The following is a 26,469-nucleotide window of genomic DNA, read 5'->3' on the forward strand; positions in this document are numbered from 1 at the left end:
CAAATCATAGATTTGTAAGCTGTCAAAATCATAAATTTTGACGCACAAATTAAAATAAATATAATAAGTAAGCCTCAGATCGCCCATCATTCATCACGTATCAGAGCTCATAGGGTTCATCACTGGCTTAGAATTAGATTTCAAATTATAGAATAAATAGTTTGTGTTTGATGGTTAAAAATAAGAAATAAAGAAAAATTAACCGTACATTACGCCGGCTTCTCTTCTAACTTCTTCTTCTTTCTCAAGACCTACAATCTTATCAATTGCATCCATGAAGTCGTTCATTGTAACGCTGGATCTTTCTTCCCTTATTGCAAACATACCTGCTTCTGTACAGATAGCTTTAAGGTCGGCACCAGAAGCACCTTCAGTTAATGATGCAACAAGTCTTATATCCACTTCTTCCTCTAAGGACATATTTCTGGTGTGGATTTTCAAGATCTCCATTCTACCGTCTTCATTTGGAATTGGAACTTCTATGAACCGGTCAAATCTTCCAGGACGTAAAAGTGCAGGGTCTAATATATCTGGCCTGTTGGTCGCTGCAACGATTCCAACATCTCCCCTGGCTTCGAATCCATCCATTTCTGCAAGTAGCTGCATGAGTGTCCTTTGAACTTCTCTGTCACCGCTTGTTGAACTTTTGAGCCTCTTAGCTGCAATTGCATCTATTTCATCAATGAAGATAATACTTGGTGCTTTCTCTTTTGCAAGTTCAAATACACCTCTAACTAATCTTGCACCTTCACCAATGTATTTTTTTACAAATTCAGATGCAACAATTTTTATGAATGTTGCATTGGTCTCATTTGCAACTGCTTTTGCAAGAAGAGTCTTACCTGTTCCTGGAGGACCGTATAAAAGTACTCCTTTTGGAGGTTCAATTCCAATATTTGCAAATAATTCTGGTTTTTTAAGTGGTAATTCTACTGTTTCCTTAATTTCAACGACTTGTTCTTCAAGTCCACCAATTTGCTCGTAACTTACTTCTGGCTTTTCTTCTACTTCCATACCGCTGATTAGAGGATCTTTCTCAGACGGTAATACATTTACTATACTAAATGTTTGCTGATTTAAAGCAACCCTTGAGCCTGGTTCTAATGATTTTTTATCTAATAAACGTGAATAATTTATAACGAAATGAGGTCCTGTGCTGCTTTTTACTACAAGTTTTCCGTCTTCTAAAACTTCAGTTATAGTAGCCACTACAAGAGGAGGGGACCTAAACCTTTCAATTTCGCCTCTTAGAGATTTTACTTCTCTGTCGAGCCTCATCTTTTCATTTTCAACTAAAACTTTGTCTTTCTCAAGCTTTCTAACTTTCCACATTAAATTCCTTTTAGTTTTAGTATTCTCCTCCTTTAGGAGTTTAATTTCATTCTTAAGATCTTCAGTTTTTTTCATTATATTTCGGGACATGTCTTCCATGATCCTTATTCACTCCTGAATTTTTATTAAATTGAAAATATTTATTAATTATTTCAGTCATATTTTTGTTTTAATAATATTTAAATATTGAGGGTACACAATATAATAGAAAAGTATAATTTAACGTTTTTTTTAAAAGCCAATGCAAATTAAAGTTTTTCGAGGCCAGTGAAAATTAAGAAATTATTGTTTTCAATTTACAAAATCATATATTTTTTATAAAACATAATTTAAGATATATCAAAACAGACATAAATATTATAAAGAAGAATAAGAAAAGTATAAATACTTAAACAAGAACAACTGTTCGTTTTATTGCATTATCAATATTATATATTACACTTACATGAAAATACAAAGTGATCAGCATGAGATGCGAGATATGTGGAAAGAAAATAGTTGGAGAACCAGTGAAAACAAAAATTGAAAGCTCAATTATGGTTACATGTAATGAATGTTCTAAATTCGGAAAAGTACAGAGAGAACCACCAAAAGCAAGGAAACCAAGGCCAGTTAGAAGAAGTCCTAAATTCAGAGAGCCTTCAGAAGAAGTCATCGAAGATTTCAAAGATATTATACGAGAAAGCAGGGAAAGAAAAGGATGGACCCGTGAAGTACTGGCTGAGAAAGTATATGAAAAAGCCTCTGTGGTTAACAGGGTTGAATCTGGAAAGATGGTTCCAGATATTAAACTTGCAAAAAAATTAGAAAAAATACTGGACGTGACACTCATTGAAAAAACTGACGATGGAAAACAGGAAGATTTAGGTCCGCGAGCCAGAAGAGGAGCTACAATAGGAGATATAGCTCGGATTAAGAGGAATTAAATCCAATTTGAAAAAATATCAGAAATATATTTTTTCAACTTCTTTTTATTTTCTAATAAATATCAAAGAGATCTCCTAAAACAACTTTTTTATCAGTCTTAATCAATTTAGGGATCTTTCCGACTGTCCCTGCAGATTCACCGACCACAATCATAACACCCCTAAAATAAGGTTTAAAGTCTTCAGCTCTTGCCAGGCAGTTCTGCACAGCATCTTGTTCTAAATCACCTTTAGCTTCATTTGCAATGCTTGTGGCAAGCGCATCGGCAAAGCTGGCATGGTCTGCAAATATAGTTACAGAATCTGCCCTTCCCAAACTTATAGAATGCCCAACAGTTCCAGAAGAGGTGCATATTCCCATTGGAGTTTTCCCGTATTTTATTTTAAAACCAATCTGTCCAGAAAGTGATGAAGTTCCAGCATAAAGACCCATTACCACATCTTTATTAGTTTTAATGGCTATATCCCCACCGTTTTCTACAATTGCATATTTTGCACCGTTTTTTATTAAGAAATTCATTGAGAGTTCTGATATTGTCCCTGCAACAGCAGCCATAGGACCTACTTCTGCAATTTTACCTGCTTTTGCCATTACTTTTGCTATAAAAGGAGCATCTTCCACATTTACTGGTTCAAAAGATATTAAAAACTCTTTGTTATTCATAATATAATTTACAAGCTCCATACGCTGCCTTAAAATAAAATTAGAAAGTTTATGATTTATTAAATCTGTCTTAAGTAAAATGTTAGTTTCATCAAGCCTAATTCTTTCTGTGATCATCGTGGTTAGTTTGTCTTACATAAAATATTTAGATTACTAATTCTAAATTATGCATAGATAAAACACAGAAAGGATCATAATTAAATTAAATTTATCCCTCCTAAAAGTAGTAGAAAATAAGTGGTGATTTATATGAGACACACAAAGGATATTCGTTCAGGAGAAAGAATTTTATTTGAGACCAAACCTCGCTTTTTTATGTATTTAAAATCAGCTGTAATTAAATTCATTGCATTACTTGTAATTATATTTATTTTTGAGCCCGTAGTATCTCTCGTTGCAAGTATACAAAATTATATCATAAAATATATCCATGTTCCACTTGTAGAAGCTACCACTCTAATCCTGTTCTTTTTAATGCTTATTTTGATCCTCTGGATTATATGGGACATACTTTCATGGGAATACACAACATATACCCTTACAAACTACAGAGTCATCCTTGAAAAAGGTATAATCCGTAAAAACAAATCATATATGCATTACGATAAAATCCAGGATGTTAACGTTTCGCAGGGATTAATAGAGCGCCTGACATCCAGTGGAGATATATCTGTATACGGAGGTCATGAAAATACTCGAATCATACTCAATGATATTCCAGATCCTACAAAAGTAGAAGATAGAATAAACCAGATGATTGAAGGCGATTATATAACTGAAAAATCAACTGGCCCTAAAAAGATTAAAGATTCCGTAATGGACAGATATGACAAAAAATTTAAGAGATATTGATCAATCCTTAAATAGTTGTAGTTACAAACTCAAAATGTACTATTCTAATACTAATTTAACAAATATTACAGGTATTTCCTGTTTTTTACAGTCCCCGAAAACTTGTTTTCGTGGTTTTACATTGAATGAGATGAAATAGCGTTGTTAAACGGATAAGATAACATGAAAAATTATGATGTGGCTATAGTTGGAGCCGGACCTGTAGGCTCAACATTTGCAAGATATATGGCAGAAAAAGGGCTTAAAGTGGCAATATTTGAGAAAAAAAAGGAAGTGGGAGTACCTCTACAATGTGCTGGACTTCTAGGTAACAAAATAAAAGATGTGAATGTTTTACCTGAGGAAGTTATACTTAACAAAATATATGGGGCATGCTTATATTCCCCATCCAGTACTATGATCTCAATGCGTAAAAAAGAAGAACCCTTAGCCTACGTTTTAGATAGGGTCAGATATGATAAATATTTAGCACAATTAGCAGTAGATAAAGGAGCAGAACTTTTTTTAAACCATCGGGCAGAAAAGATAGACATAGAAAATGGTGAGATATACTTCAAAGATAAAAAAATATCTGCTGAAATCATTGTAGGTGCTGATGGTCATTCATCTATAGTATCTGAAGCATTTGGCAATGACTTTAAATTCGTGCATGCAAGCCAATATTTAATTGACACTGGAGAAAGCACATTTAAAGAGGATTATTTTCAGGTATATGTGAATTCAAAAATATCTCCAGGGTTTTTATGGGTTATTCCAATTTCAGAATCCACCGCAAGAGTAGGTTTATTTGCTGATTTTGATTATAAAGAGTTAAGTGAGATTTTAAACGAATTTCTAGAAAATAATGAAGAATTAAGAGATTCTAAAATTTTAAAAAAATATCATGGTAAAATCCCAATATATGACCCTAAAAAGGACATAGTAAAAAATCGAGCCATACTTATAGGAGATGCAGCATCTCAGGTTAAACCAACTACAAGCGGCGGACTTATAATAGGTTTTAATTGTGCAAAAATCGCTGCCGAAGTTGTATATGAATCAATTAGCTCTCAAAATATTGATATTTTAAAGAATTACCAAAAAAGATATAAAAAAATGTACAATAATGAACTTAAGATGCAGCTAAAAGTACAGAATACCTATAAATCACTGGACGATGATAATCTTGACTCTGTAATTTTAAAACTTAAAGAAAAAGAAGTGGGAAAAATAGTTTCTGAATATGGAGATCTGGATTCTCAAGCACCACTTATGATAAAACTAATAAAAAGCGGGATAATCTTTTCAGTTCTTCCTAAACTGCTTTCACGTAAAATATTTGGCCTGTAAAATCAACATACCTTTCATTACTTATTTTGAAAATAGTTAGTTTAAATAGAAAAATTACTTTGTTTAATTTGAACTGTAATTAAGTAATTTATTAAAGGTGAAACCCCTAAATATCAGTTAATCTATGAAATATAAAAAAATAAATACCATTCAACTCATTAAAAGGTGTCTAATCTATGGAAATAATCTTCATTTTATCCGGTGAAAACGAAACTTTGCCAAAAGCAGAAGTAACAGCGAGTTTGGAGACTGAAAATGTCTCCTTTAATATAAAATATCATCAAAATGGAATTTTGATCATTGAGATTGCAGATGAAAACTCTGCAGTTATTGATATAATTGGTAAAAAGATTGCTTATACCCACGAAATATGTAAATTACTGTTTGAAACCAGTATCTCCAATTTAAACGAAGATATCCAAAAATACCCATGGAAAGATATTATTAGTCAAGATTATGCAGTAAGGGTTAAAAGAGTAGGCATTGACCCTGATTTTAACTCCCAAGCCATGGAAATTGAGCTTGGAGGTATCATTAAAAATGAGTTAGGAGATAAAGCCAGAGTAAATCTTGAAAATCCCGATACTTTTTTAAGAACCATCGTGCTTGATAACTCTGTCTTGGTCAGCAAACAACTGGTTAAAAGAAGTAAAAAACACTACAATGATTTAAAACCTCATAAAAGACCATTCTTCTATCCCGGATCCATGAGCCCAAAACTTGCAAGGGGAATGGTTAATCTAGCACGGGCCAAAAAAGGAAGCACCGTTCTAGACCCATTCTGTGGAACAGGTGGTATTTTAATAGAAGCAGGAATAGTAGGGGCTAGAGTAATTGGAACTGATATAGACGAGAAAATGGTTGATGGCACTAAAAAAAATCTTGAATACTGCAACATTAAGGATTATAATATTTTTCAGGGAGATGCAAGGTATATTACACTTGAGGAAAAAGTCGATGCTATTGTAACTGATCCTCCTTATGGTATCTCCGCTTCAACAGCAGGTATAGACAGTAAAAAGATTTATGAAGAATCCCTCGTATCTATGCAGGGACTATTAAAAGAAGACGGATACATCTGTATGGCAACTCCCCACTACCTGGACATCCATGAACTTGTGAGTCATACTAAATTTAAAATAATAGAACAATACAAGATAAGAATGCATAAAAGTTTAACCAGAGTTATCTCTGTACTTACAAAAAAATAAAGTTTATAAATTTAAAATAAAAAGAGGAATTCCTTTGAACGCTAGAATATTAGATACAACACTTAGAGACGGCGAACAGACCCCTGGAGTTTCTTTAACTCCTGATGAGAAGCTGCGAATGGCCCTAAAACTTGACGAACTTGGTGTAGATGTTATTGAGGCAGGATCTGCCATTACATCAATTGGTGAAAGGGAAGGAATTAAAAAAATTACCAGTGAAGGGCTTTCTACTGAAATATGCAGTTTTGCAAGGGCGGTTAAAGTCGATGTAGACGCCGCATTGGAATGCGACGTGGATAGTGTTCATCTGGTTATTCCAACATCTGATCTTCATATAAAATATAAATTAAAAAAAACAAGGGAAGCAGTTAAAGACCTTGCAATCGAAAGCACACAGTATGCTGTCGACCACGGGCTGCTGGTAGAGCTTTCTGCAGAGGACTCAACAAGAAGTGACCTTGATTACCTCACACAGGTATTCAAAGAAGGGATAGATGCTGGTGCAAAAAGGATATGTGCATGCGATACCGTTGGAATGCTCACTCCTGAAAAAGCCTACGAATTTTATGGGTATTTATCAAAACTTGATGCACCTTTAAGTGTTCACTGCCATAACGACTTTGGACTTGCAGTTGCAAATTCACTTTCAGGTTTAAGGGCTGGGGCGAGTCAGGCCCATGTTACAGTAAATGGAATAGGTGAAAGGGCAGGAAATGCATCATTAGAAGAATTAGTAGTTTCACTATACTCACTTTACGGCGTAAAGACAAACATAAAAATAGGAATGTTATATGAAATCTCTAAAATGGCTTCAAGGCTAACCAATGTGCCATTACAACCAAATAAAGCCATTGTAGGAGAAAATGCATTTGCCCACGAGTCAGGAATACATGCAGACGGCGTCATTAAAAAAGCTGAAACCTATGAACCTATAACTCCTGAACTTGTAGGTCACAAGCGTAGGTTTGTGATGGGCAAACATATCGGGTCAGGTTTACTTAAAAAACGGCTTGAAGAGATGGGATTACGTGTAGATGATGAAAAACTCAACCAGATATTTACAAGAGTAAAAGCTCTTGGAGATAAAGGCAAATGCGTTACAGATGTAGATTTACAGGCAATTGCAGAAGATGTACTCGGGATAGTAGCCGAAAAAGTGGTCGAGCTTGAGGAGCTTACCATAGTTTCCGGAAATAAAATTACCCCAACAGCATCAGTAAGACTTAATATCAATGACAAGGAAGTCCTTGAAGCTGGGATCGGTATAGGTCCAGTAGACGCGGCTATAGTTGCTGTTAAAAAGAGTATAGCTGATTTTGCAGATATAGAGCTTGAACAGTACCACGTAGATGCTATAACCGGAGGTACCGACGCACTGATTGACGTTATTGTCAAGCTCAAACATGAGGATCAAATTGTCACTGCAAGAAGTACACAACCTGATATCATAAACGCAAGTGTAGAAGCTTATTTAAGTGGAATTAATAAAATATTAGGCGATAAAAAAGATATTAAAAAAATAAAAGAAGGAGATTTATAAAAATAGAAAATTTAACACATCTGTAAAAATAAATTTCCGCCCATCAAATATTCTTTTTTAACTAAATTCTTTTTTTGCTCTCAGGGACATTAATTTGAAGTTCTATTTACCTTATGATATTTTACATAACCATAGAACCACCTTACTGACCATATAATGTGAAATGCAGACCACCATATGATTCCAATGAAATAAACTATTATCCCTAAAAAGATATTGATCAACGCCACCATTAAAAAAACAATAGGATTTCTATAAAAAAATGATGTAACTCCCATAAACTGTTGTATAGTTGATGAAAAGAAAATAGTGGGATTGACACCTATCAAAATCCATAATAATAAACCAAAAATCCCAAGAATAATTCTAAATACTGCTCTAGCTGGAGATAATTTTTTTTCAAGCTCTACTGATAATTTTTCATTATCTACATCTTTTTTATCTCTTTTCAATAAATTACCCCCTGTAACGATTTAATGTAACCAAATATAATAAAATTTTCTTTAATTAAAACAATGTCAAAATTAAAATAGAATTTTTACTTAATTAAAAACACATCCTATCTATGCTTTGTTGCTATTTTTTTATTTAGAAGCTAAAAGTCAAATAAATTTTTAACCGACTTTTTAATTTAGCAACACCCATTGTCCTCAGATCAAAATATTAGAAAATTAAATAATAGTTTTTATATATTAAATATTATGGACACAGAAAATAAAACACATGTTAAAATTGAAGAATCATTTTTAGAGATTATCAATGGTTTTAAAGAATCATACAGCGGCATTTTTATAAAAGGAGTAACAGATCCCAAGGTTATAAAGGAAGGAGACTTAAAAAAAATTGGAACTTCATTAACAAAAATATCTGAATTTTTAGATAACAGACTTCAAGATCTAGAATTTGAAGCCAGTGACGAAAAAGTTAATGCAATAAATTCACGTTTAAAAAATGCCGTGAAAGTAGTCAATGAAATGGGAAATGAAATAAAAACCTTAAAAAACCATGAACCAAGAGATTATCACTGGTATGTAGTTGGAACACTTGCAGTGGTTTTAATAGGGCTATTTGATTATATTGAGATTTATATGGAACACCAACCCTAATTCAAATGAGCATCAACAAAAAATTTAAAAGACCCGCTGTCTTAATTAATAGTTGACTGTCAAACAGCCCATATTTTTACAATACAAAATAATAAAATGGATTAATAGAATAAATAGCACGTATTAAAGCTATAACAAGTTTAAAATTATCTTTGAGGAATACACTATGGAGTACAATATCCAGATAGCCGGTTTCAAGTCAAACATCAACGATTTCAAAAAATTAATGGGTAATATAAATAAAATAAGCAAAAAATGTACTGTTCAGCTTTTAAATGCCGATGGAGTTGCCGGCCGCGAACATATTCTCCATGCTACAGTTCATGCAATTAAAGCATTTGAACGGGATGAAAATATTGCAAAAGACCTGGGACTTGAGATATGCGTGCGTGCGTCTGCTCAAAGACAAATATCCAAAGCACTTTCAATTTTAGGGATAAAAGAAGGTGAAATGAATATCTGTGCAGTTGCTGTAGGCTGTAAAGGAGATATTATGGATGAATTAGAAATTTTATTAGATAAAAGAGATGACAGTGTCTTAAATCCTGATGAAATTCTTTTAAAAGATATTTATAAAATTTCAGAGGAAGAAATAAAAATTGCAAGTGACATATCAGATGTAATGATGGAGAAAACCACATTGCTGATACTTGAAACTTAATTTAATTTTTTAGATTCAAGTAACATAACTTCTTAAAATCTGGTATTTATAGAACTATTAACTTTATTTAATTAAAACTAATTCTAATCAATTATTCCTTTAATAATTTGGGCAATTTCATTTAAATTATTATTTTCCAGAGACGGCATATCAAGATTCTTGATCTCAATACATACAGCATCCATAATCACCCGTTCATATCTAGGGCAGACGGTTATTATACCCCTTCCATCAGCTTTTAATTTTTGTCTGAGTAAATATCCTGTTTTTTTGGGATCATCTGTCTTTAAAGCAACACTTATTCCCCTTTTATCAGAGTGAACTGCAGATTTAAATTCTTTTTTAAGTATGTTACACGCTTCAATTGTCTTTGATAAGATCTGCGGGGCGTTTCTAATTTCCTCAGATATTCCAGCACAAGTAACAGGGTTTGCTTTCAATGTTTTCAAAAGGAGCTTTGATTTTTTAAAAATTTCGTTATTGTTTGTTGAGATAAATCCGCCACTTCCAACGTTTACTATTTTAGGAGATCCTGTTGAAGCCACGATTACATGTGCATGTTTACCGTTTCCCAGTTTTTTTTCTCTATCTCCAATTCCACCGGAAGCATCTTCAACCAGAATTACACCTTTATCATCACATACTTTAAATAATTCTTTTACAGGCTGTTCTGCAATATAACCTGCAAAACTTGTTATAAAAAGAGCTTCAGGTTTGTGTTCATTAATGGTTTCTTCAAGAGTTTCAGGGCTGATAATTCCAAGGTATGTAGGCACTTCTACAACTTCAATACCTCTAAACTCGGCCATGTTTCTAAATCCAGTCCATCCTCCCTGATCTGGAATCAATATTTTATCTTTAAATGAATTCATAGCCACCAGAATTGCAGAGTTCCCGCTGTTTACAGTTTTTACATGTTCATGCCCTGTAATTTCACTTATTCTATCTTGTGCAAGCCTAACTTCGTCAAATCCCCTGTTTGATGCATAGTCAATATTTACTGCGGCTTCGCACATTGCATTTCTGGTTTCTTTTGAAGGTTTTTTAAAGTGTAGTTCCAATTGCATCATCTCAAAAATTTATAAACACGTTTTAATTTATAAAATAGTTAAATAAATAATTTATCGGCTTTTAATAAATAAATACTATCCATTTTCAAGCATAAAAATAGTTAAAAATAGATAAACTCTTATGAAATTATTAATTTTGCAAACTAAATTAAAAATTATTTAAAAAAGTTATCCAGCGTCATCTGCCGGGACCTCATCAAGTCCTGAAGAAGTGTACTTGTTTCTTTGAATTTGTCCATTGGAAGCTTTAATTTAGTTTCAATATAAGCAAGAGCTGTTTTCATGTCTTCAAATTCCCTTGGGATTTCACCCATTGCGCTCCTTACATTTTCCCTGACGTTGAAAACTCCAAGAGGGACATATCCATTATAAGCTTCCCTAAGTACTATTGCACCAGCTTGCTTCTTCTCACTTGCAAGAGCTTCAAGGACAGCCATTTTGCAAGTATAATAACATCCACCTACACATGAATATTCTTTTTTACCGCCGTTTAATTCATGGTCTGCAAATATCAGCTCTTCACGGCCCATAACATGCATGAACGCTTCGATCCATTCATACTGCCATTCCATTGGGAGTAAGAGAACTGCATAATAATTATTTAGGCTGCTGAATTCATATACCCTGTAAGTATCAATTATATCATAATGACGGACTTCCCTGAGCAGATTATCTGCTATAATTGTGTCACAGGCTGTAATTGACCACCGTGTAGGGACTAACTTCCTGTTTTTTTCAATTCCCATTGTCCCCACAGAAAATGCTTTCTGGATACTTGAAAAGGGAACTCCTTTGCTGTGGAGGTCAACTGTAGCTGAAGCTGCCTTAAAATCAGTATCGTAGTACACCTTTTCCAGCTGGCGGTCCCATTTAACTGCATCTATGTCAAATTTTTCAATTAAAGCACTTGGGCCGTGGGGGGCTGTTTCATCGCTGAACGAGAGGCCTTTTGGCCGGCTTCCAAATTGGGCTTCGCTTTCAATTGAAGTCGATGCGAGAGATATTTCCTGTAATTTTTCAACAAACGAATTATTAAAGTCCTGTATCCCTACAGTTTGTTTACCACGTACTAAATTCAATCTGTAGCCTATTATCTCTTCCTGCGTGGTTTGACTCGGGATCCATGATTCCGGCCTATCCATAATGGATATGTCACCCTGCATTGGAGCAATCATTGGACCTGCATATACCTTAGGATAGTTCCAACTGCCAATGAATACTGAAGGTGGTGTAGTTCCGTCAAGTTCCTTTCCTACATCAACGGATTTCATATTGATGTTCGCTGTGAGCCTTTTGAGGTAGGCTTCCTTGCCCTTTATCATGATCTTATATATCAACCTACCTTAATAAAAAAGTAATGAGAGCAGATGAAAAGTATCTTTAAAATTATTTGATAGCATTTTTACAGAATAATTATGTCCAATATAATGAAATTGATAAGTTACTGTGTAATAAAATAATTTTTCATTATTTTTCAACATTTTTAAAAAAAATTAAATACTGCATAATTGATTTTTTTAGCCATAATTCGTTATATCATAAATAAAGTAAAAAATAGGTCATTTAAAGCGAATTTAGCTATTCATTTATCTGACAGTAATTGTTCCTTAACCAGTTTTAGGAGACCAAACGAATTGATATAGAAATTTATCACAAGTTAATTAATTTAATAGTCCCATGTTATCTTTAAAAGTATAGTAAGAGCTATAAACTGGATAATGCCGCCGATAATATCCTTTGTTAAATCATGACTATTATTCAACATATTACCTGTCATAATTAGATATGTAATATCAAAAATATTTCTAAGTAAAAGAATTGCAGCGAATAAAATAATTCCTGTTGTAAATCCAATCTTTATTTGCCGGTAACTCCCAATGTAAATATAAAGTAACCCCAATAAAACGCCAATATTTGCAATGCTAATAATAATGACTGCAATTTCAATTCCTGTAAACCCAAATAGCTCTATTGTCATTTAAACACCAATATATCACTTATTGATAGTTACTTGTTCCCAAAAATAGTTTCGATATCAACATAATTTTCCATATTGTCTAAAATACATTTTACTGTAATTTTCTTCAGCGAAACTATTTTTCCGTCTTTTAAAATCTTTAATATGAAATTTAATATCGCTACAATTAACATTTAATTTTTTTCTGTTAATATATGCATTTTAATGCAGTTTATTTGTTTTTAAAAATTTAAATAGGAAAGTGCCCACCCACCCTGTAATTATAGAATAAAAAAAGTTTACTTGCATCATTTTTGTCTATAATTACCCAAAATTTCATATATCTAGTTGGTTTGTGTGTTCTTATTCAAGTTTTTCCCGCCCTATTGTTTATCCTGGAAGCATAAATGGAGGATAAACATTTATTCACTTAAATCCTTCGACTAAAAGGAGAGTTGTTGGGGCTTGTTCCCATATAGGATGAATATTAAGTGAATTAAAATGGAGGTCCCACCGTCCTCCAATTAAGATCTGTTTTTTTAGTTTTTTTAAATGTCACCCCTGACATGTTTTTGGAAAGTTTCCCACCACAAAATTATACTGAAACAGAGATGAAACTCCCACCAACTTTCATATATTAAACACGTGCTTTTTCTTCTACGATTTTACCATCTCTTACAGTTATGATCCTTTCCGCCATATTTGCAACGTAAGGCTCGTGTGTTACCATCACAAGAGTCACATTCTCTTTTTTATGAAGATCTTTAAGAATATCTAATATTATATCTCCAGTCTTAGAATCTAAAGATCCTGTTGGTTCATCTGCTAGAATAATAGATGGACGATTTACAAGGGCTCTTGCAATAGCAACTCGTTGTCTCTGCCCTCCAGAGAGTTTAGTTGGTTTCTGGTTTACTTTTTCTCCAAGTTCCACTGATTTTAAAAGTTCTATTGCACGCTCCTCCATTTCCTTACTCGACATATTTGTTCCAAGCATTGGAATTTGAACATTTTCAAGCACTGTAAGGTTAGGTATCAGGTTGTGCAACTGGAACACAAATCCGATTTCATGTGATCTAAAAGTACTTAAGTCCTTGGTTCTTGTTAAGTCAACACCTGCAACTTTAACAGTGCCTTCATCTGCTATATCTAACGCTCCCAACATGTTTAGGAGTGTAGATTTTCCAGAACCTGAGGGCCCTATTATGGAAACAAATTCTCCTTTTTTGATTTCAAGATCGACACCGTTTAATGCGATTATTTGTCCATTTTCGTAGCTCTTTTTGAGCCCGTGTATTTCGATAATGTTCCCGTTATTCATAGCGCAACGCCTCCGTTGGTGCTAATCTGCTCGCTCTGTAAGCTGGATAAAGTCCTCCAAGTACACCTACAATTAGAGCAACTCCAAATGCTCTTACAAGCAAATCAAGTGTAAATACCGGTGTTAATGAGGCAATATTAAATATCATTAATCCTCCGTAAACTAGTACAGTACCTACGACAGTACCTACTACTGCAGCTGCTAGGGTAAGTACAATTGATTCCCCTACTATCATTCCAAGTATTCTTCTACTTGGCCAGCCTACAGCTTTTAGAACCCCAATTTCACGAGTTCTTTCATATACTGACATTATCATGGTATTTATAACTCCAATTCCCCCAATTAATATTGCTAAGAGCGAAATTGCCCATGTTGCATTATTAATCACGCTTAAAATGCTATTTATCATGTTAGCCTGATCTAAAGCTGTTGTTGTAGCTAGACTTGGATACTTGTTTGTGATTGCCTGGCTTACTTGGGTGACATTAGCATTATCATCGACTTTAACTTCGATATTGCTGATTTTGTTAGTGTTGGAGGTTAGATTTTGAAGTTTACTTAAGGACATGTATGCTCCACCGTCTGTCATGAAGCTTCCCGTTTCATAAATTCCAACAATTTTGAAAGTCTGATTGTAAAGTGTGATATTATCCCCAATGGTTTTGTTTTGGTTTTGAGCTGCAGTTTTACCTATTATAATCTCGTTTGCACTGTTATTGAAGGTAGTTCCATTAAGACCACTTCCACTTATACCTACAAGACTTAATTTGCTGCTGTCAATACCAGTCACAGAAAAGCCACCTTGACCGCCGCCCCGACCAAATCCTGAACCTGAAGAACTTGAAGAACTTGAACTACTATTTAAGCTGATTTCCTCACTTAAAACTCCAGTAGCATCTTTAACACCACTTATACTCTTAACATTAGCTACTTGCGTCATATTAAGATCAGCTGAGGATTGAAAATTGTTTGAACCGTTTGCCATTACAGTAATTTCAGCTTCCCCTGCTTTAAGGGTCGTTTGCGTGGAAGATTGAAGAGCACTGGTAACAAGACCCAATGCCACAATAGTTGCAATTCCAATTGCAATACCTATAATCGCAAGGGAAGCTCTTGTTCTATTTCTAAATGGATTTTTTAAAATTAATCCAAGATAATTCATTTTTAACTTCTCCTTTTGTTTAAAATAATTTAATCCTGCAATTCACGTCCTATTTATAAAAAAAGAGCATATAAGTAATTATTTCAAAATTCGTGTAAAATTTATATAAAATCCGTGGTAAATTGCACCCAAATTACATACAAATTATAAAAAAATAACGTTCATATCCAAGATCATGTGCAAAAATATTTATTGTATGCTAAATTGTACTGTTAATTAATTTAAGTTAAATTTATTTAAAAAATCCAATTTATTTAATCAACAATTTCCATAAAATATTAGCAGTACCACTTAGTACAACATTCCAGACATGAGCGAAAAAAATTAACATACATAACTTCGAGAATTGACAATATGCAATAAAGTATAAAAAAAGTCTAATCAGTTAATTTTCTAAAAAAGAGTATAAATCACTATCTTAAAAATTTATCAGTACTAAATTGTTCCTTTTTAAGTAATAATCCCAAGTTATTTTTGATCACCGTCGAAAATCTTCGATTTTCTGGATGATAAAAATTGAAAATTTTTGATCACCGTCGAAAATCTTCGATTTTCTGGATGATAAAAATTGAAAATTTTTGATCACCGTCGAAAATCTTCAATTTTCTGGGCAGTTAAAGATTGGAAATCTTTAACAGTATGAGCAGTGCTATAATTTGTACAATATTGCCTAAAATGTAAGGAAAGTTTATTGGCATCTGATTACTAAATAATATAAACCCCATCCCCATAATACTTTTAAATAAAAGCATCAAAGCAAATAATATGAGTCCCACTGTAAATCCAAATTTTATTTTCCTGTAACTTTTAATATAAATATATAAAAGCCCGGATAATAACCCTATATTCACAATTTCTGAAATTATGGCCAAAATTTTAATTCCAGAATATCCTAATATTTCTAATACCATTTTAATCACATTTAATCATCTTTTAATCCTTTAACCTGTTTCCATATTACTTCAAAATCATCATAATTTTTTTCCATCTCTTCTGAGAGAAAATATATCTTACCATATCTTTCTCCAGTTGGTTTAACTATTTTAGCATCTTCTAAAATCTTAAGATGGTGTCTTATAGTGCTGTAACTCAAACTTAACTCTTCAGCAAGTTGATATGCGTTACAAGGCGTTTCATTTATTTTTTTTATGATTTTGGCACGATTTAATCCACCGCGCGTACCAAGAATTGCCCAATACACTATTCTATTCATATAAATCACGATTAAGATTTAAAACATCCACCACGTTCTCTTGTTAAATGATTATAGTTAATTAATATTAAAATTTATACACTAATTAGTGGTAAATTACACCCAAATTCATTTTCCAAAATTAAAATACTACTAATAGTAATTATCATAATTTGGGGAATTTAGACTTCAAAGCCTATTTTTTTAGCACAGCAAATAGTTTGATAATTCAATAATATTGAAACTAATTCAACACATATGCAACAAAAATGAAATTATAATTAAATCAAAAATTAGTACTGATTACCAGTAATCTACCAACATAGACACATATTAAAACATGCCAAAATAGAAACACATGAGGACCATATGTCTTTAATTAAGGATCATAATGCATGAAATGATAAATTGAAAGGTCAAATATGACTCAATGTTTTAAATACGACAGCAGATATATAGTATTATATATTGCCCCACCTTAATAAAAAAAGTAATGAAAGCAAGCGAAAAGTATCTTTAAAATTAATTGATAGCATTTTTACCAGTAATTATGATTCATAAACGAAATTAAAAATACAGTTCAACAATTTCAATTTTGGAATTATTTATTAAATAGAACCCATATAATCCTGAAATTCTGTCCAGAGGTTAGCGTGATCATTTTTAGCATGTTCAGCAAGTTTTTTGAAACTTAAAATGAAATTTTGGCCTTTATCAGTTATGGTATAATACTTCACCTTTCTTTTTCCTTGATGTTCCCATGATCCTTCTATTAATCCATTATCTTCCAACTCATGCAGCTGGATAAATTTTACTGGTACTCGGCATTTTATTTTCATAAGGATTAGAATTATGGAGTTCTGTCATTATTTCATACCCATGCATCCTCTTTTTGTTAATAAGCCATTAAATCATAATATTGCTGAAATTTCTCATTAAACTTTTAATAATCTTTTTTTCATAATTAGAGAAACTTTCAAAGATTTTTACCTCTTCTTCCATATAATTAACTCCTTTACTTCCCTTATGAAATATCAAAATTTGATATATCATTTTTTGATACTAATGGTTTGATATAGCGATTTTATATAATTTTTTAAATATTCACGTAGAGTGATAGTGCGGCAACTGAAAAGTATTTTTTAAATTAAATTCAAATTAATTATATTAAATTTTAAAATCTAATAGGTACATGTTTTACTTAGAAAGGGGTTATCATGAGCAATAAACAAGCTGAAAAAGTATTGGACACAATCAACAAAAATATTTCTTTAAATCAGGGCAATATATTTCATCTAAGAAGAGATTTTGAACAGCTGTATCTTAAATTCAGTTCTAAACATGAGCTTAATGTGAAAATTCAAAACGTCAGCGATATACCCGGATTTAAAATCTGTGCCGAAAATGCTCAAAATGATAGGGTAATACTGTTTTTCCATGGAGGTAGTTTTACAACAGGATCTACAAAGGATCATCTTGACTTGTGCGGGAAACTATCTCGTGCATCAGGTTTTTGTGTTTTTAGCATTGATTACAGGCTTGCACCAGAACATAAATTTCCTGATGCGGTAGAAGACTGCTTAATGTCATATTTATGGCTCTTAAAGAATGGAATAGAAGCCTCCCAAATTATTATTGCAGGGATATCTGCTGGTGGAACTTTAGCATTATCTACGCTTTTATCTCTACGAGATAGTGGAGTTGAGCTTCCAAGAGCTGCAGTGTGCATGTCACCCTTAGTTGATATGCTATTTGAAGGTCACTCCATGGTAACAAATAAAGGAAAAGACTGGATTACACAAGAAAGGCTTGAAAAATCAAGAAAAATCTATTTAAAAGGTAACAGCCTAACTCAACCTTTAGCTTCACCCATTTATGCAGATTTACATGGATTACCTCCATTAATGATTCAGGTTGGCAGCCATGAACTGCTATTGGATGATATTATAAAATTTTATGAAAAAGCAGTTGATTCTAATGTTGAAGTGACTTTTGAACTCTGGAAAGACATGTTTCACAGTTTTCAGATTTTTTCATCATATATTGAAGAAGGGCAAAATGCCACTCAAAATGCCGGAGAATATATAAAACATATGTTATCACTGTAATTTCCATATTAATATTTGAATTTATAAAAATGAACTAATGTGCATTATAACTATAAAAACAACAGAGGACTATTTATGAAAACTATTCTTTGTTATGGTGATTCACTTACATGGGGCTATGATCCTGCAACTGGCAAGCGTATTACAAGAGATAAACGATGGCCAGGAGTTTTAAGGAACGATTTATGCAGTAATTATTTTGTAATTGAAGAAGGACTGAATGGTAGAACAACATTATGGGACGACCCACTGCATGGGGGCTATAAGAATGGAATGAAGTATCTTATACCATGTCTTGCATCCCATAGACCAGTTGATCTTGTAATATTATTTTTAGGCACCAATGACCTTAAAACACGCTTTTCTCTTTCTGCTACAGAAATTGCCCGCAGCATCCGTGTTCTGGTAGATCTAATTCTCAAAAGTGAAGCAGGCCCCCATGAAAATGCACCCGAACTATTATTAGTTGCTCCGCCTATAATTACAGAACTATCCAATTTTGCTGAGGAATTTGAAAGTGGAAAAGCTAAATCACGTCTATTGGGCCAATACTATAAGCAAGTAGCTGAAGAGTATAATATTCATTTTTTAGACGCTTCAGAAGTGGTTAGAGCAAGTGATCTGGATGGAATTCATTTAGATGATGATGAACATATTAAACTTGGCCATGTAATAGCAGATATTGTTGGAAAAATCATGGAATAATTATGCTAAATCAGATTGTATATCCCATATATTAAGAGATACAAAAAAATAGTAAGATTTAACTAGTTTAAGTTCCATCAATAAATTTCTATAGGTTAAAATCAATAAATATATGCAGATTAATTTTTAAATTGATGAATTTTATAAAACATGAGGGATGAAAAACTTGAGAATAAGACCCGGATTTCCAAAATTATCTACAGAAAGATTAATTTTACGAAAAATGACCAGTAAAGATGCAGAAACATTATTCAAATTCTGGTCAGATGATGAAGTTACAAAATACATGAATATGAACTCTTTTGTAAATATTGAACAGGCCACCTATATGATTAACTTTTTAAACAACCTATTTAAAAACAAGGAAGGTATTAGGTGGGCACTAATCCGGAAAGAAGATAATACCCTTATTGGGACATGTGGTTTTAACACATGGGTTAAAAGAAGCTCTAGAGGAGAAATTGGATACGAATTAGGCCACGAATACTGGGGAAAAGGATACGCCACAGAGGCCTTGAAAGAAGTAATTAGATTTGGATTTAAAGAAACGCTTTTAAACCGTATTGAAGCATATGTTGTCCCAGAAGCATCACGATCCGTTAATGTACTTGAAAAACTTGGTTTCAGGAAAGAAGGAACTCTTAGAGAATATGGATACTGGAACAACAGGTACTGGAGCGAACATATTTACGCATTACTCCGGAAAGAATGGAAGCAGTTAAAATAATTAATAAGTTAAACTTTTTACTTTAAATGTCTCATCAAATTCTGCAGTTTGAAATTCTCAAATTTTACTACATGCAAACATAACTCTATGAAACGGCGCGTATTCCATATGCTGTAAGCAGGTGCAAATCTAAAATAAATTTTATAGATACCACAAAATGAAATAATAATGATTACAATGGTAACTGAAGATAAAAGGAAACAGGCCCAAAGAAAAAGAGGTCAGATTTCATCGGAAGAGCTTGGAGCATATGTTGAATTTGAGGCCGAACATTTAATTGAAATGTTAAATAGCGACAATCCCCCAGAAAGAACAATTGCTGCAACCATACTAGGAAATAGAAGAGATGAAAAAGGAATATTGTCATTATGTGACTCTTTAAAGAAAGAGAAAGCACTTTATTCGCGAATTGCCATGTCTGAAGCATTGGGCAAAATGGGAGAAACAGCAGTTCCCCCATTAATCAAATTACTGGGCCAGATTGGAAATAATCAGGAAAAAGAACTACCAGAGAAATATTTTAACAAGAAAAGTTTTCCACTGGCACGCGATATGGCTGCAAGGACAATTGTCAAAATTGGAAAACCAGCTACACCATATCTAATTGAAGTAGTGGAAAAACAGAATGATTATATTTTACAACAGGCAGTTGATGCTTTGGGTGGGATAGCAGCTAAGACCTGCGACAGAAGCGCACTGCCTGTACTGCTTAATGGCCTTGATTCAAATAATGAAATTACTTTGTGGAAAATAATCAGGTCCTTAAGTGGATTTAAACATAGTTCTGAAGCACTGCCACCACTGCTAAATATTTTAGAAAGTGATTATAACGCTGCAATTATCTGGGAATCTGCAAGAACTTTAGGCCAGATAAGTATCAACAGGCAGGATGTTATGGATGCACTTTGTAAATTAGAAACGAATGATCACCCTGAAATTAAAAAAGCAGCAAAAAATGCATTGATTAATCTTAAAAATCTTTAAAATATCCAGAAATTTATAACACGCGAGGAATAAACATGTCAGCATATAAAATTGGAAAAACAAGTGAAGAGGATTATATTAAAGTTTTTGATGGAATAGAACGAAAAACACTGGTTTATGGAGATAATACGCTTTTAGCTGAATTTAAATTAGAAAAAGGAAAAATATTACCTGCACACAGCCACCCTGAAGAACAGACTGGTTATCTTGTATCAGGCCGCATAATACTCATCATCAATGGTGAAAAACATGAAATGAAACCAGGTGACAGCTGGGCCATTCCCGGGGAAGCAGAACATGGTGCAGAAACAGTTGAAGATTCAGTTGCGGTTGAAATATTTTCGCCGGTTAGAGAAGATTATATCCGGGAATAAAATTAATTTTTGACCATAAAAAATTAGAAGGCAGTATTTTTATTTCTTTTTTCCAACATAATAAAATCCATTTGATTTATGGCCGTTCATAGTATCAAAGACTGTTTTTTCAAATACTATTTTATTAAAATCATTTGTCAATTCTAAAATATGTTTTTCAGTGTGGTGCCTTAAAACTGCACCTTCTGGAAGTTCAAAAATACCATAAATCCCATATTTATCTTCATATTTTTGGTATCTCCCCAGATTTCTTTTATCATCGTTTATTAAAAAATCAGTTAGATACAAAATTCCTCCCTCTTTAAGCACCCTTAAGATTTCTGAAATCAGTTTTTCCTGTTCTTCGTCTTTAACATTGGATGTTAACACAGAAATAAGAAGCACAGCATCAAATTTGTTATCCGGAAACGATATACTGTCTCCATCAGTTTTAATGAGATTTAAATAGGGATGTTCTTTTAAACCTCGTTCTACCATTCCCTGAGAGTAATCAATACCTACCAAGTTCTTAAAGCCGTGATTGTAAAGTTCATCCAGCGTCCTTCCATAACCGCAGCCCACATCTAATATGCTTCTTTCCTTTGGTACAAATTTTTCAAACTCTTCAATTTTAAAAGGGGTTGGAAATTTCTTTTCTTCGGCCGCTTTATCCCAGTATTCTTGATTGTGAGTATCTTCCATATATTTTCCCCATCTAAGATTATATCTTAATACAATTCTTTTAACTGTCCATTTCTTTTAAGTGGTTCACCATGGGCAGGACATATCCACTCAAAATCATAATTATCAATTTTAGCCAATGACTCTTTTAAAACAGAGTCGTTCCAGTTCATAAATGATTTCATGGGAGCTATTTTTCCCTTTGATGTCCGGAATAAGTCTCCAGCAAATAAAACGCCGTTGTAAATGATGCATACGTGCCCAGGAGTATGTCCCGGAGCTGTTATAACTCCAATATTTCCTATTTTTCCATCTTCAGGGTAAGGATTTATATTTTCCGGCTTTTTAACCCTCATAATATATGAAACCAATTTTTTGATCCCATGACGGCTTTTTTCTCCATAAATATAAGGGATATCCTCTTTTGAAGCCCATATTTTGGCTCCAGTTGCCTGCTGCAGGAAAGCAAGGCTCCCAATATGGTCTACATCGTGATGTGTTATTACGATATGTTTAACATCATGAGGTTCTATGCCCACAGACTTCAAATCATTTAAAATCCCTTTTCCCTGTCCGGGACGTCCTGTATCTATTAAAATAATTTCTTCACCAGAAATTAAATAAGCATAATTTCCTTTTGTTGAATCCAATGCATAAACATTATCAGTCACTTCCAAAAAACCCACTCCTTATCTTATCATTATATCTTTTATCTTTACTTCGGGGTTATGATAGCGCCTTTTAGGATCTTCATTTTTAATATGAATTGCTCCTTTAGGGCACCACTGAACACATGCCTGACAGAACTCACAGTTTTGATTCCAGTGTGGTTTGCCATTTACTGTTTCAATATTATTGCTTGGGCAAATTCGCTGGCAGTTTAAGCACATGCTGCATTTTTCATCAGCCCAAAATTTACCCATGGTGTTTATCCTGCTCATTCCCATTCCATAAACGAAGTTACCAAATTTATTAAGCAGTATTGAACTTGTTTCAGGTTCGTGTTCATCTTTATTAGTTATAACTTCTACCATCTCTGAAAGCCTCTCCTTTCCAGACTTAGTTATCTTGCTGTTCCTTTCAATTAACATGGCAATTTTAATAAAAATGTTATCTTCCTGAATCGTATTAGCAGTTTCCCTAACTGCAAAACCTGCATGTAACTCTGTACCTTTCTTTTGAAGCATCTTTTGCAGCTGAACCAGTGTTTCACCCGGCTGACCTGCACATGTGGTTACAGCAAAAACATATTGATCACTGCTTATTTTAAGTTTCTGAACAAAATCAGCGACCATATTAGGCATTCCCCACATATAAACTGGGAAAACAATTCCAATAACAGAATCATCAGTTTCAATATGTCCATCTACAACTGCAGGAATTGAAACAAGTTCTGCATCCCCAAGTTCCTTACTAATATCTCTTGCCACGGATAATGAGTTGCCAGTTCCAGTGAAATAAAATATTTTAGTTTTCATTGTTTAGCTCCTTTAAATTCCATTTAATTATAATCTTAACTTTTTAATTCTCCAATACATTCTTCAGCCCATTTTATAGCAGTTTCTAAATTCATTATGCCTCTTTTAATGGTAAAATTCCAGAAGATCTCTTCTTTTTCAGGGATATCTACTGTAAACTCATGGCGGTATCTACCAAAATTCTTTTCTATCTCTTTCAATGATTTTAGATACTCTTTCTTTTGCAAAATAAATTGATTAAATTCTGTTATTAACTGTTCTTTTTCTAATTTTGACCCGAAGAAAATTTTAAGCATGAATTCATCCCTTTTTGGGGACGAAAAAGTTCCTGAGAAATCCTTTAGCCACTCTTGAAATGCATTTTTACCCTCTTCAGTTATATTATATATTTTCTTATCAGGACGATCTTCCTGCTTTTTAATAGTTGATTGTACATATCCTTTTTTTTCTAAAGCCGATAATTCCCTGTAAATTTGACTCAAACTGGCTGCCCATACATGAGATATTGATTTATCAAATATTTTCTTTAAACCGTAACCAGTTAAAGGCCTGTAAGTTAAAAGACCTAAAATTGCATGTGATAATGACATTATAATTCCTCCAAATTTTTGTTAACAAAAATTTGGGGTTCCAAAAATTCAGAATGAATTTTTGAGAACCTCCAAAATCTCTGATTTTGGGGTTTCGGAAAAACGGAGTTTTTCCTTCAACATCCAAAAAATTTAATAGTTCATATATAACTTATTATATATAACTTGTATCATAATATAGAACATGTTATATATAAACTTTTCATGGAAATAAGAAAAAATAAGTGGCATTAAAAATGAGTATAAACCTTTAAAACCTTATTTAAAATCTTAATGAAATATTTAAATTAAAAAAAGACATTTAAAAAGAAAATAAAAAAATTACACAGATTAGATATCATAAGATTCAATTTTTTTAAGTAAATCCTGAGTCCTCATGACAAGATACTTTTCATCAGACATATACCTATTGAATTCCAGAATTTTCTCAGATTCAGCACTTATTTCTATTTTATTACTTAAAATATCATTAATTATAACTATAACAAATTTTTTAGTTTCTAAAAGAGTATCTTCAGGTGCATGCTCATGAAATTTGCTCTTTTCTATTATGTCAAATAACTCTTCAGCATACCTGAGTTTTAAAAAAGAATCTGCTTTGCCGTAATTGTCTGAAATAAAATACAGCACTTTTTTTAATAAATCATATTCACCAAAATAGTTTATAATTAATATCAACCCATTAAGCGAACTACTATGTTTAACATCAAGTTCTGAGCATAATTTATCTATTAATTCATTTCTCCAGATTAATTCCTGGTCTTTAGATATATTATACGTTTTATATTCGTCTAAATCACCGTCTTTCCACATGAAAAATTCATTACCATAATAACTGAAAAACAATTCTTTAGCCCTGTCTTCACTCACAAAGAACCAGCTCCAAAATATTACTTAAAGAGTTATAGTCAATTATAAGATATTGACATTATAAAAAGATGACCATATTTATCCAGTTAACTGTAAAATATTATTTTAAATTTTATTTACTCATAAATTAGAAAATGAGGGAAAATATGAAAAGAGCACTACTTGTAATTGATGTACAGAATGAATATTTCACAGGAAAATTACCAGTTACATATCCCAAAAACAGCTTTGAAAATATTATTAAAGTTATAGATTTTGCAAATGAAAATAATATTCCAGTACTTCTTATTCAACACACCAATCCTGGAAAAGATGCAGTTACCTTTAAAAAAGGTACTGCTGAACACAAAATCCACGCAGAAGTCTTAAAAAGAGGATATGACAAAATCATAGAGAAAAATTTGCCAGGAAGTTTTACAGGGACAGAATTAGGGCTCTGGCTTAAAGAAAATGACATAGATACTATTGTAATCAGCGGATATATGACTCAAATGTGCTGCGATACCACTGCAAGACAAGCTATGCATATGGGTTTTAATGTTGAATTTTTAAGTGATGCTACAGGAACACTTGATATATCAAATTCTGCTGGAGAAATCAGCGCTGAAGAACTGCATAACGCCATATTAATTACACAGGCCATGAGGTTCAGTAAAGTCATGTCTACAGATGAATGGATAAAAACAGCTGTAAACTATAAATAAGATGAATTTTAAATGAGTATTCTTCTTAAATATGCTGAATAAATAAAAAGATCACTAAGGAGTTAAAAATATGGAAATTACAAAAAATGTCCACGCAATAAAAATTCCTTTTCAGGTAAAAACTGAATTAGGAACGCTTGATAGATTCGTTTATTCATACTTGGTAAATGGAGAACAGGTATGCTTAATTGACAGCGGAGTTGTGGCATCTGAAAGAGTGATCTTTGATTATATGGAAAAAATCGGTTTAAAACCCGAAGATATTTCTTTAATGATTTTAACACATTCACATCCAGATCATATTGGATCAGCCCGGTCAATAAAGGCAAAATCAGGATGTAAAATCGCTGCCCATTCCGGTGAAATACCGTGGATTGAAGATGTTGAATTACAGGCAAAAGAACGGCCTGTACCTAATTTCCACTTGCTGGTAGAAGGGTCTGTTGATGTTGATACTATTCTTGAAGATGGAAATGTACTTGATTTAGATAAAAATATCAGCTTGAAAGTTATCCATACTCCTGGCCATTCCAAAGGTTCTATTTCTCTTTTAATAGAAGAAGAGGGAGTTATAATTACAGGAGATGTTATTCCGCTTAGAGGAGACCTGCCAATTTACGAGGATATTGAAACTTCTGTAAATTCCATTAAGAAATTAAAGTCTACCTCTGGAATTGAAACACTATTAGCTTCATGGGATGACCCTCAAGAAGGTGAAAATGTATATCAAATCATTGATGATGCTTTGGATTACCTTCAAACTATTCATGAGTCAGTTATAAAAGTTAACAAAATGAATCCATCTTTAGAGCCTATGGAATTCTGTAAGATGGTTTTAAAAGATTTAGGAATACCTGAAGTAGCTGCAAATCCAATAGTTGCCATGTCTTTTCAGGCTAACCTGAATGTTCGTGAAAATCAGGATTTATTTTCATAAAATCCAATT

General features: G+C 32.9%; 30 protein-coding genes. 14 read left to right on the top strand and 16 right to left on the bottom strand.

Annotated elements, in window-relative coordinates; translation table 11 throughout:
- Positions 1–198 precede the first annotated feature (198 nt).
- Positions 199–1,431, bottom strand: coding sequence for a proteasome-activating nucleotidase (locus tag AAGU07_RS13760; RefSeq protein WP_342459669.1), 1,233 nt, complete (start codon positions 1,429–1,431; stop codon positions 199–201).
- Positions 1,432–1,799: 368 nt separating this feature from the next.
- Here AAGU07_RS13760 and AAGU07_RS13765 point away from each other — a divergent pair, with 368 nt between their 5' ends.
- Positions 1,800–2,258, top strand: a complete 459-nt coding sequence (locus AAGU07_RS13765) for a multiprotein bridging factor aMBF1 (RefSeq protein ID WP_342459670.1) — start codon at positions 1,800–1,802, stop codon at positions 2,256–2,258.
- Positions 2,259–2,310: 52 nt separating this feature from the next.
- Here AAGU07_RS13765 and AAGU07_RS13770 read toward each other — a convergent pair whose 3' ends face one another.
- Positions 2,311–3,039 carry a UPF0280 family protein gene (locus tag AAGU07_RS13770; RefSeq protein WP_342459671.1) on the bottom strand — a complete coding sequence of 243 codons (729 nt, stop codon included), beginning with the start codon at positions 3,037–3,039 and terminating at the stop codon, positions 2,311–2,313.
- Positions 3,040–3,171: 132 nt separating this feature from the next.
- On the opposite strand from AAGU07_RS13770, the gene AAGU07_RS13775 reads away from it, so the two are divergent.
- From AAGU07_RS13775 to AAGU07_RS13790, 4 genes are all read left to right on the top strand, one after another.
- Entirely contained in the window at positions 3,172–3,774 is a 603-nt protein-coding gene (locus AAGU07_RS13775) for a PH domain-containing protein (protein WP_342459672.1), read from the top strand.
- A gap of 162 nt (positions 3,775–3,936) precedes the next feature.
- Positions 3,937–5,103 (top strand): NAD(P)/FAD-dependent oxidoreductase, encoded by a 1,167-nt coding sequence (locus AAGU07_RS13780; protein ID WP_342459673.1) that lies wholly within the window; start codon positions 3,937–3,939, stop codon positions 5,101–5,103.
- Between the two features lie 176 nt (positions 5,104–5,279).
- On the top strand, positions 5,280–6,314 hold the full coding sequence (locus AAGU07_RS13785) for a TIGR01177 family methyltransferase (RefSeq protein ID WP_342459674.1): 1,035 nt from the start codon (positions 5,280–5,282) through the stop codon (positions 6,312–6,314).
- A gap of 34 nt (positions 6,315–6,348) precedes the next feature.
- Positions 6,349–7,854, top strand: coding sequence for a (R)-citramalate synthase (locus tag AAGU07_RS13790; RefSeq protein WP_342459675.1), 1,506 nt, complete (start codon positions 6,349–6,351; stop codon positions 7,852–7,854).
- Positions 7,855–7,943: 89 nt separating this feature from the next.
- On the opposite strand, the gene AAGU07_RS13795 is transcribed toward AAGU07_RS13790, so the two are convergent.
- On the bottom strand, positions 7,944–8,306 hold the full coding sequence (locus AAGU07_RS13795; protein WP_342459676.1) for a hypothetical protein: 363 nt from the start codon (positions 8,304–8,306) through the stop codon (positions 7,944–7,946).
- 249 nt (positions 8,307–8,555) lie between these two features.
- Here AAGU07_RS13795 and AAGU07_RS13800 point away from each other — a divergent pair, with 249 nt between their 5' ends.
- Positions 8,556–8,960, top strand: a complete 405-nt coding sequence (locus AAGU07_RS13800) for a hypothetical protein (protein WP_342459677.1) — start codon at positions 8,556–8,558, stop codon at positions 8,958–8,960.
- Between the two features lie 166 nt (positions 8,961–9,126).
- Positions 9,127–9,621, top strand: coding sequence for a KEOPS complex subunit Cgi121 (gene cgi121, locus AAGU07_RS13805; RefSeq protein ID WP_342459678.1), 495 nt, complete (start codon positions 9,127–9,129; stop codon positions 9,619–9,621).
- An 83-nt stretch (positions 9,622–9,704) separates the two neighbouring features.
- On the opposite strand, the gene AAGU07_RS13810 is transcribed toward cgi121, so the two are convergent.
- From AAGU07_RS13810 to AAGU07_RS13845, 8 genes are all read right to left on the bottom strand, one after another.
- Positions 9,705–10,688 carry a DegT/DnrJ/EryC1/StrS family aminotransferase gene (locus AAGU07_RS13810; RefSeq protein ID WP_342459679.1) on the bottom strand — a complete coding sequence of 328 codons (984 nt, stop codon included), beginning with the start codon at positions 10,686–10,688 and terminating at the stop codon, positions 9,705–9,707.
- A 158-nt stretch (positions 10,689–10,846) separates the two neighbouring features.
- Positions 10,847–12,013: an Nre family DNA repair protein gene (locus tag AAGU07_RS13815; RefSeq protein WP_342459680.1), complete on the bottom strand. Its 1,167-nt coding sequence runs from the start codon at positions 12,011–12,013 to the stop codon at positions 10,847–10,849.
- Between the two features lie 344 nt (positions 12,014–12,357).
- Complete coding sequence (locus tag AAGU07_RS13820) at positions 12,358–12,669, bottom strand: hypothetical protein (RefSeq protein WP_342459681.1); 312 nt, start codon at positions 12,667–12,669, stop codon at positions 12,358–12,360.
- 616 nt (positions 12,670–13,285) lie between these two features.
- Positions 13,286–13,969, bottom strand: a complete 684-nt coding sequence (locus AAGU07_RS13825) for an ABC transporter ATP-binding protein (RefSeq protein ID WP_342459682.1) — start codon at positions 13,967–13,969, stop codon at positions 13,286–13,288.
- Entirely contained in the window at positions 13,962–15,131 is a 1,170-nt protein-coding gene (locus AAGU07_RS13830) for an ABC transporter permease (RefSeq protein WP_342459683.1), read from the bottom strand. Before AAGU07_RS13830 ends, AAGU07_RS13825 begins: the two co-directional genes overlap by 8 nt.
- A 614-nt stretch (positions 15,132–15,745) precedes the next feature.
- Positions 15,746–16,042 carry a hypothetical protein gene (locus AAGU07_RS13835; RefSeq protein ID WP_342459684.1) on the bottom strand — a complete coding sequence of 99 codons (297 nt, stop codon included), beginning with the start codon at positions 16,040–16,042 and terminating at the stop codon, positions 15,746–15,748.
- Between the two features lie 11 nt (positions 16,043–16,053).
- Positions 16,054–16,344, bottom strand: a complete 291-nt coding sequence (locus AAGU07_RS13840) for a winged helix-turn-helix domain-containing protein (protein WP_342459685.1) — start codon at positions 16,342–16,344, stop codon at positions 16,054–16,056.
- 587 nt (positions 16,345–16,931) lie between these two features.
- Positions 16,932–17,114 carry a PadR family transcriptional regulator gene (locus AAGU07_RS13845; protein ID WP_342459686.1) on the bottom strand — a complete coding sequence of 61 codons (183 nt, stop codon included), beginning with the start codon at positions 17,112–17,114 and terminating at the stop codon, positions 16,932–16,934.
- A 426-nt stretch (positions 17,115–17,540) separates the two neighbouring features.
- Between AAGU07_RS13845 and AAGU07_RS13850 the strand changes: the two genes are divergently transcribed.
- The 5 genes from AAGU07_RS13850 to AAGU07_RS13870 all read left to right on the top strand — a co-directional run bounded on the left by AAGU07_RS13850 (position 17,541) and on the right by AAGU07_RS13870 (position 21,221).
- Entirely contained in the window at positions 17,541–18,431 is an 891-nt protein-coding gene (locus AAGU07_RS13850; protein ID WP_342459687.1) for an alpha/beta hydrolase, read from the top strand.
- Positions 18,432–18,506: 75 nt separating this feature from the next.
- Positions 18,507–19,136, top strand: coding sequence for an SGNH/GDSL hydrolase family protein (locus AAGU07_RS13855; RefSeq protein WP_342459688.1), 630 nt, complete (start codon positions 18,507–18,509; stop codon positions 19,134–19,136).
- Positions 19,137–19,302: 166 nt separating this feature from the next.
- Positions 19,303–19,863, top strand: a complete 561-nt coding sequence (locus AAGU07_RS13860) for a GNAT family protein (RefSeq protein ID WP_342459689.1) — start codon at positions 19,303–19,305, stop codon at positions 19,861–19,863.
- A gap of 177 nt (positions 19,864–20,040) precedes the next feature.
- The gene (locus AAGU07_RS13865; protein ID WP_342459690.1) at positions 20,041–20,847 is read left to right on the top strand and encodes a HEAT repeat domain-containing protein; all 807 of its coding nucleotides are present in this window, start codon (positions 20,041–20,043) and stop codon (positions 20,845–20,847) included.
- A gap of 35 nt (positions 20,848–20,882) precedes the next feature.
- Entirely contained in the window at positions 20,883–21,221 is a 339-nt protein-coding gene (locus AAGU07_RS13870; RefSeq protein ID WP_342459691.1) for a cupin domain-containing protein, read from the top strand.
- A 39-nt stretch (positions 21,222–21,260) separates the two neighbouring features.
- Here the strand turns inward: AAGU07_RS13870 and AAGU07_RS13875 are convergent, their stop codons facing one another.
- The 5 genes from AAGU07_RS13875 to AAGU07_RS13895 all read right to left on the bottom strand — a co-directional run bounded on the left by AAGU07_RS13875 (position 21,261) and on the right by AAGU07_RS13895 (position 24,819).
- Positions 21,261–21,902 carry a class I SAM-dependent methyltransferase gene (locus AAGU07_RS13875; RefSeq protein ID WP_342459692.1) on the bottom strand — a complete coding sequence of 214 codons (642 nt, stop codon included), beginning with the start codon at positions 21,900–21,902 and terminating at the stop codon, positions 21,261–21,263.
- 26 nt (positions 21,903–21,928) lie between these two features.
- Positions 21,929–22,552 (bottom strand): MBL fold metallo-hydrolase, encoded by a 624-nt coding sequence (locus AAGU07_RS13880; RefSeq protein WP_342459852.1) that lies wholly within the window; start codon positions 22,550–22,552, stop codon positions 21,929–21,931.
- 18 nt (positions 22,553–22,570) lie between these two features.
- Positions 22,571–23,359 (bottom strand): EFR1 family ferrodoxin, encoded by a 789-nt coding sequence (locus AAGU07_RS13885; protein ID WP_342459693.1) that lies wholly within the window; start codon positions 23,357–23,359, stop codon positions 22,571–22,573.
- Positions 23,360–23,394: 35 nt separating this feature from the next.
- Positions 23,395–23,949 carry a PadR family transcriptional regulator gene (locus tag AAGU07_RS13890; RefSeq protein ID WP_342459694.1) on the bottom strand — a complete coding sequence of 185 codons (555 nt, stop codon included), beginning with the start codon at positions 23,947–23,949 and terminating at the stop codon, positions 23,395–23,397.
- A gap of 330 nt (positions 23,950–24,279) precedes the next feature.
- A complete protein-coding gene (locus AAGU07_RS13895) occupies positions 24,280–24,819 on the bottom strand; it encodes a hypothetical protein (protein ID WP_342459695.1) in 540 nt (179 codons plus the stop codon).
- Between the two features lie 146 nt (positions 24,820–24,965).
- Between AAGU07_RS13895 and AAGU07_RS13900 the strand changes: the two genes are divergently transcribed.
- Both AAGU07_RS13900 and AAGU07_RS13905 read left to right on the top strand, forming a co-directional pair.
- Positions 24,966–25,523, top strand: coding sequence for a cysteine hydrolase family protein (locus AAGU07_RS13900; RefSeq protein WP_342459696.1), 558 nt, complete (start codon positions 24,966–24,968; stop codon positions 25,521–25,523).
- Between the two features lie 70 nt (positions 25,524–25,593).
- Positions 25,594–26,460, top strand: coding sequence for an MBL fold metallo-hydrolase (locus tag AAGU07_RS13905; protein ID WP_342459697.1), 867 nt, complete (start codon positions 25,594–25,596; stop codon positions 26,458–26,460).
- Positions 26,461–26,469: the final 9 nt, after the last annotated feature.

The sequence above is a fragment of the Methanobacterium sp. genome, from assembly GCF_038562635.1.
Classification (GTDB): Archaea; Methanobacteriota; Methanobacteria; order Methanobacteriales; family Methanobacteriaceae; genus Methanobacterium_D.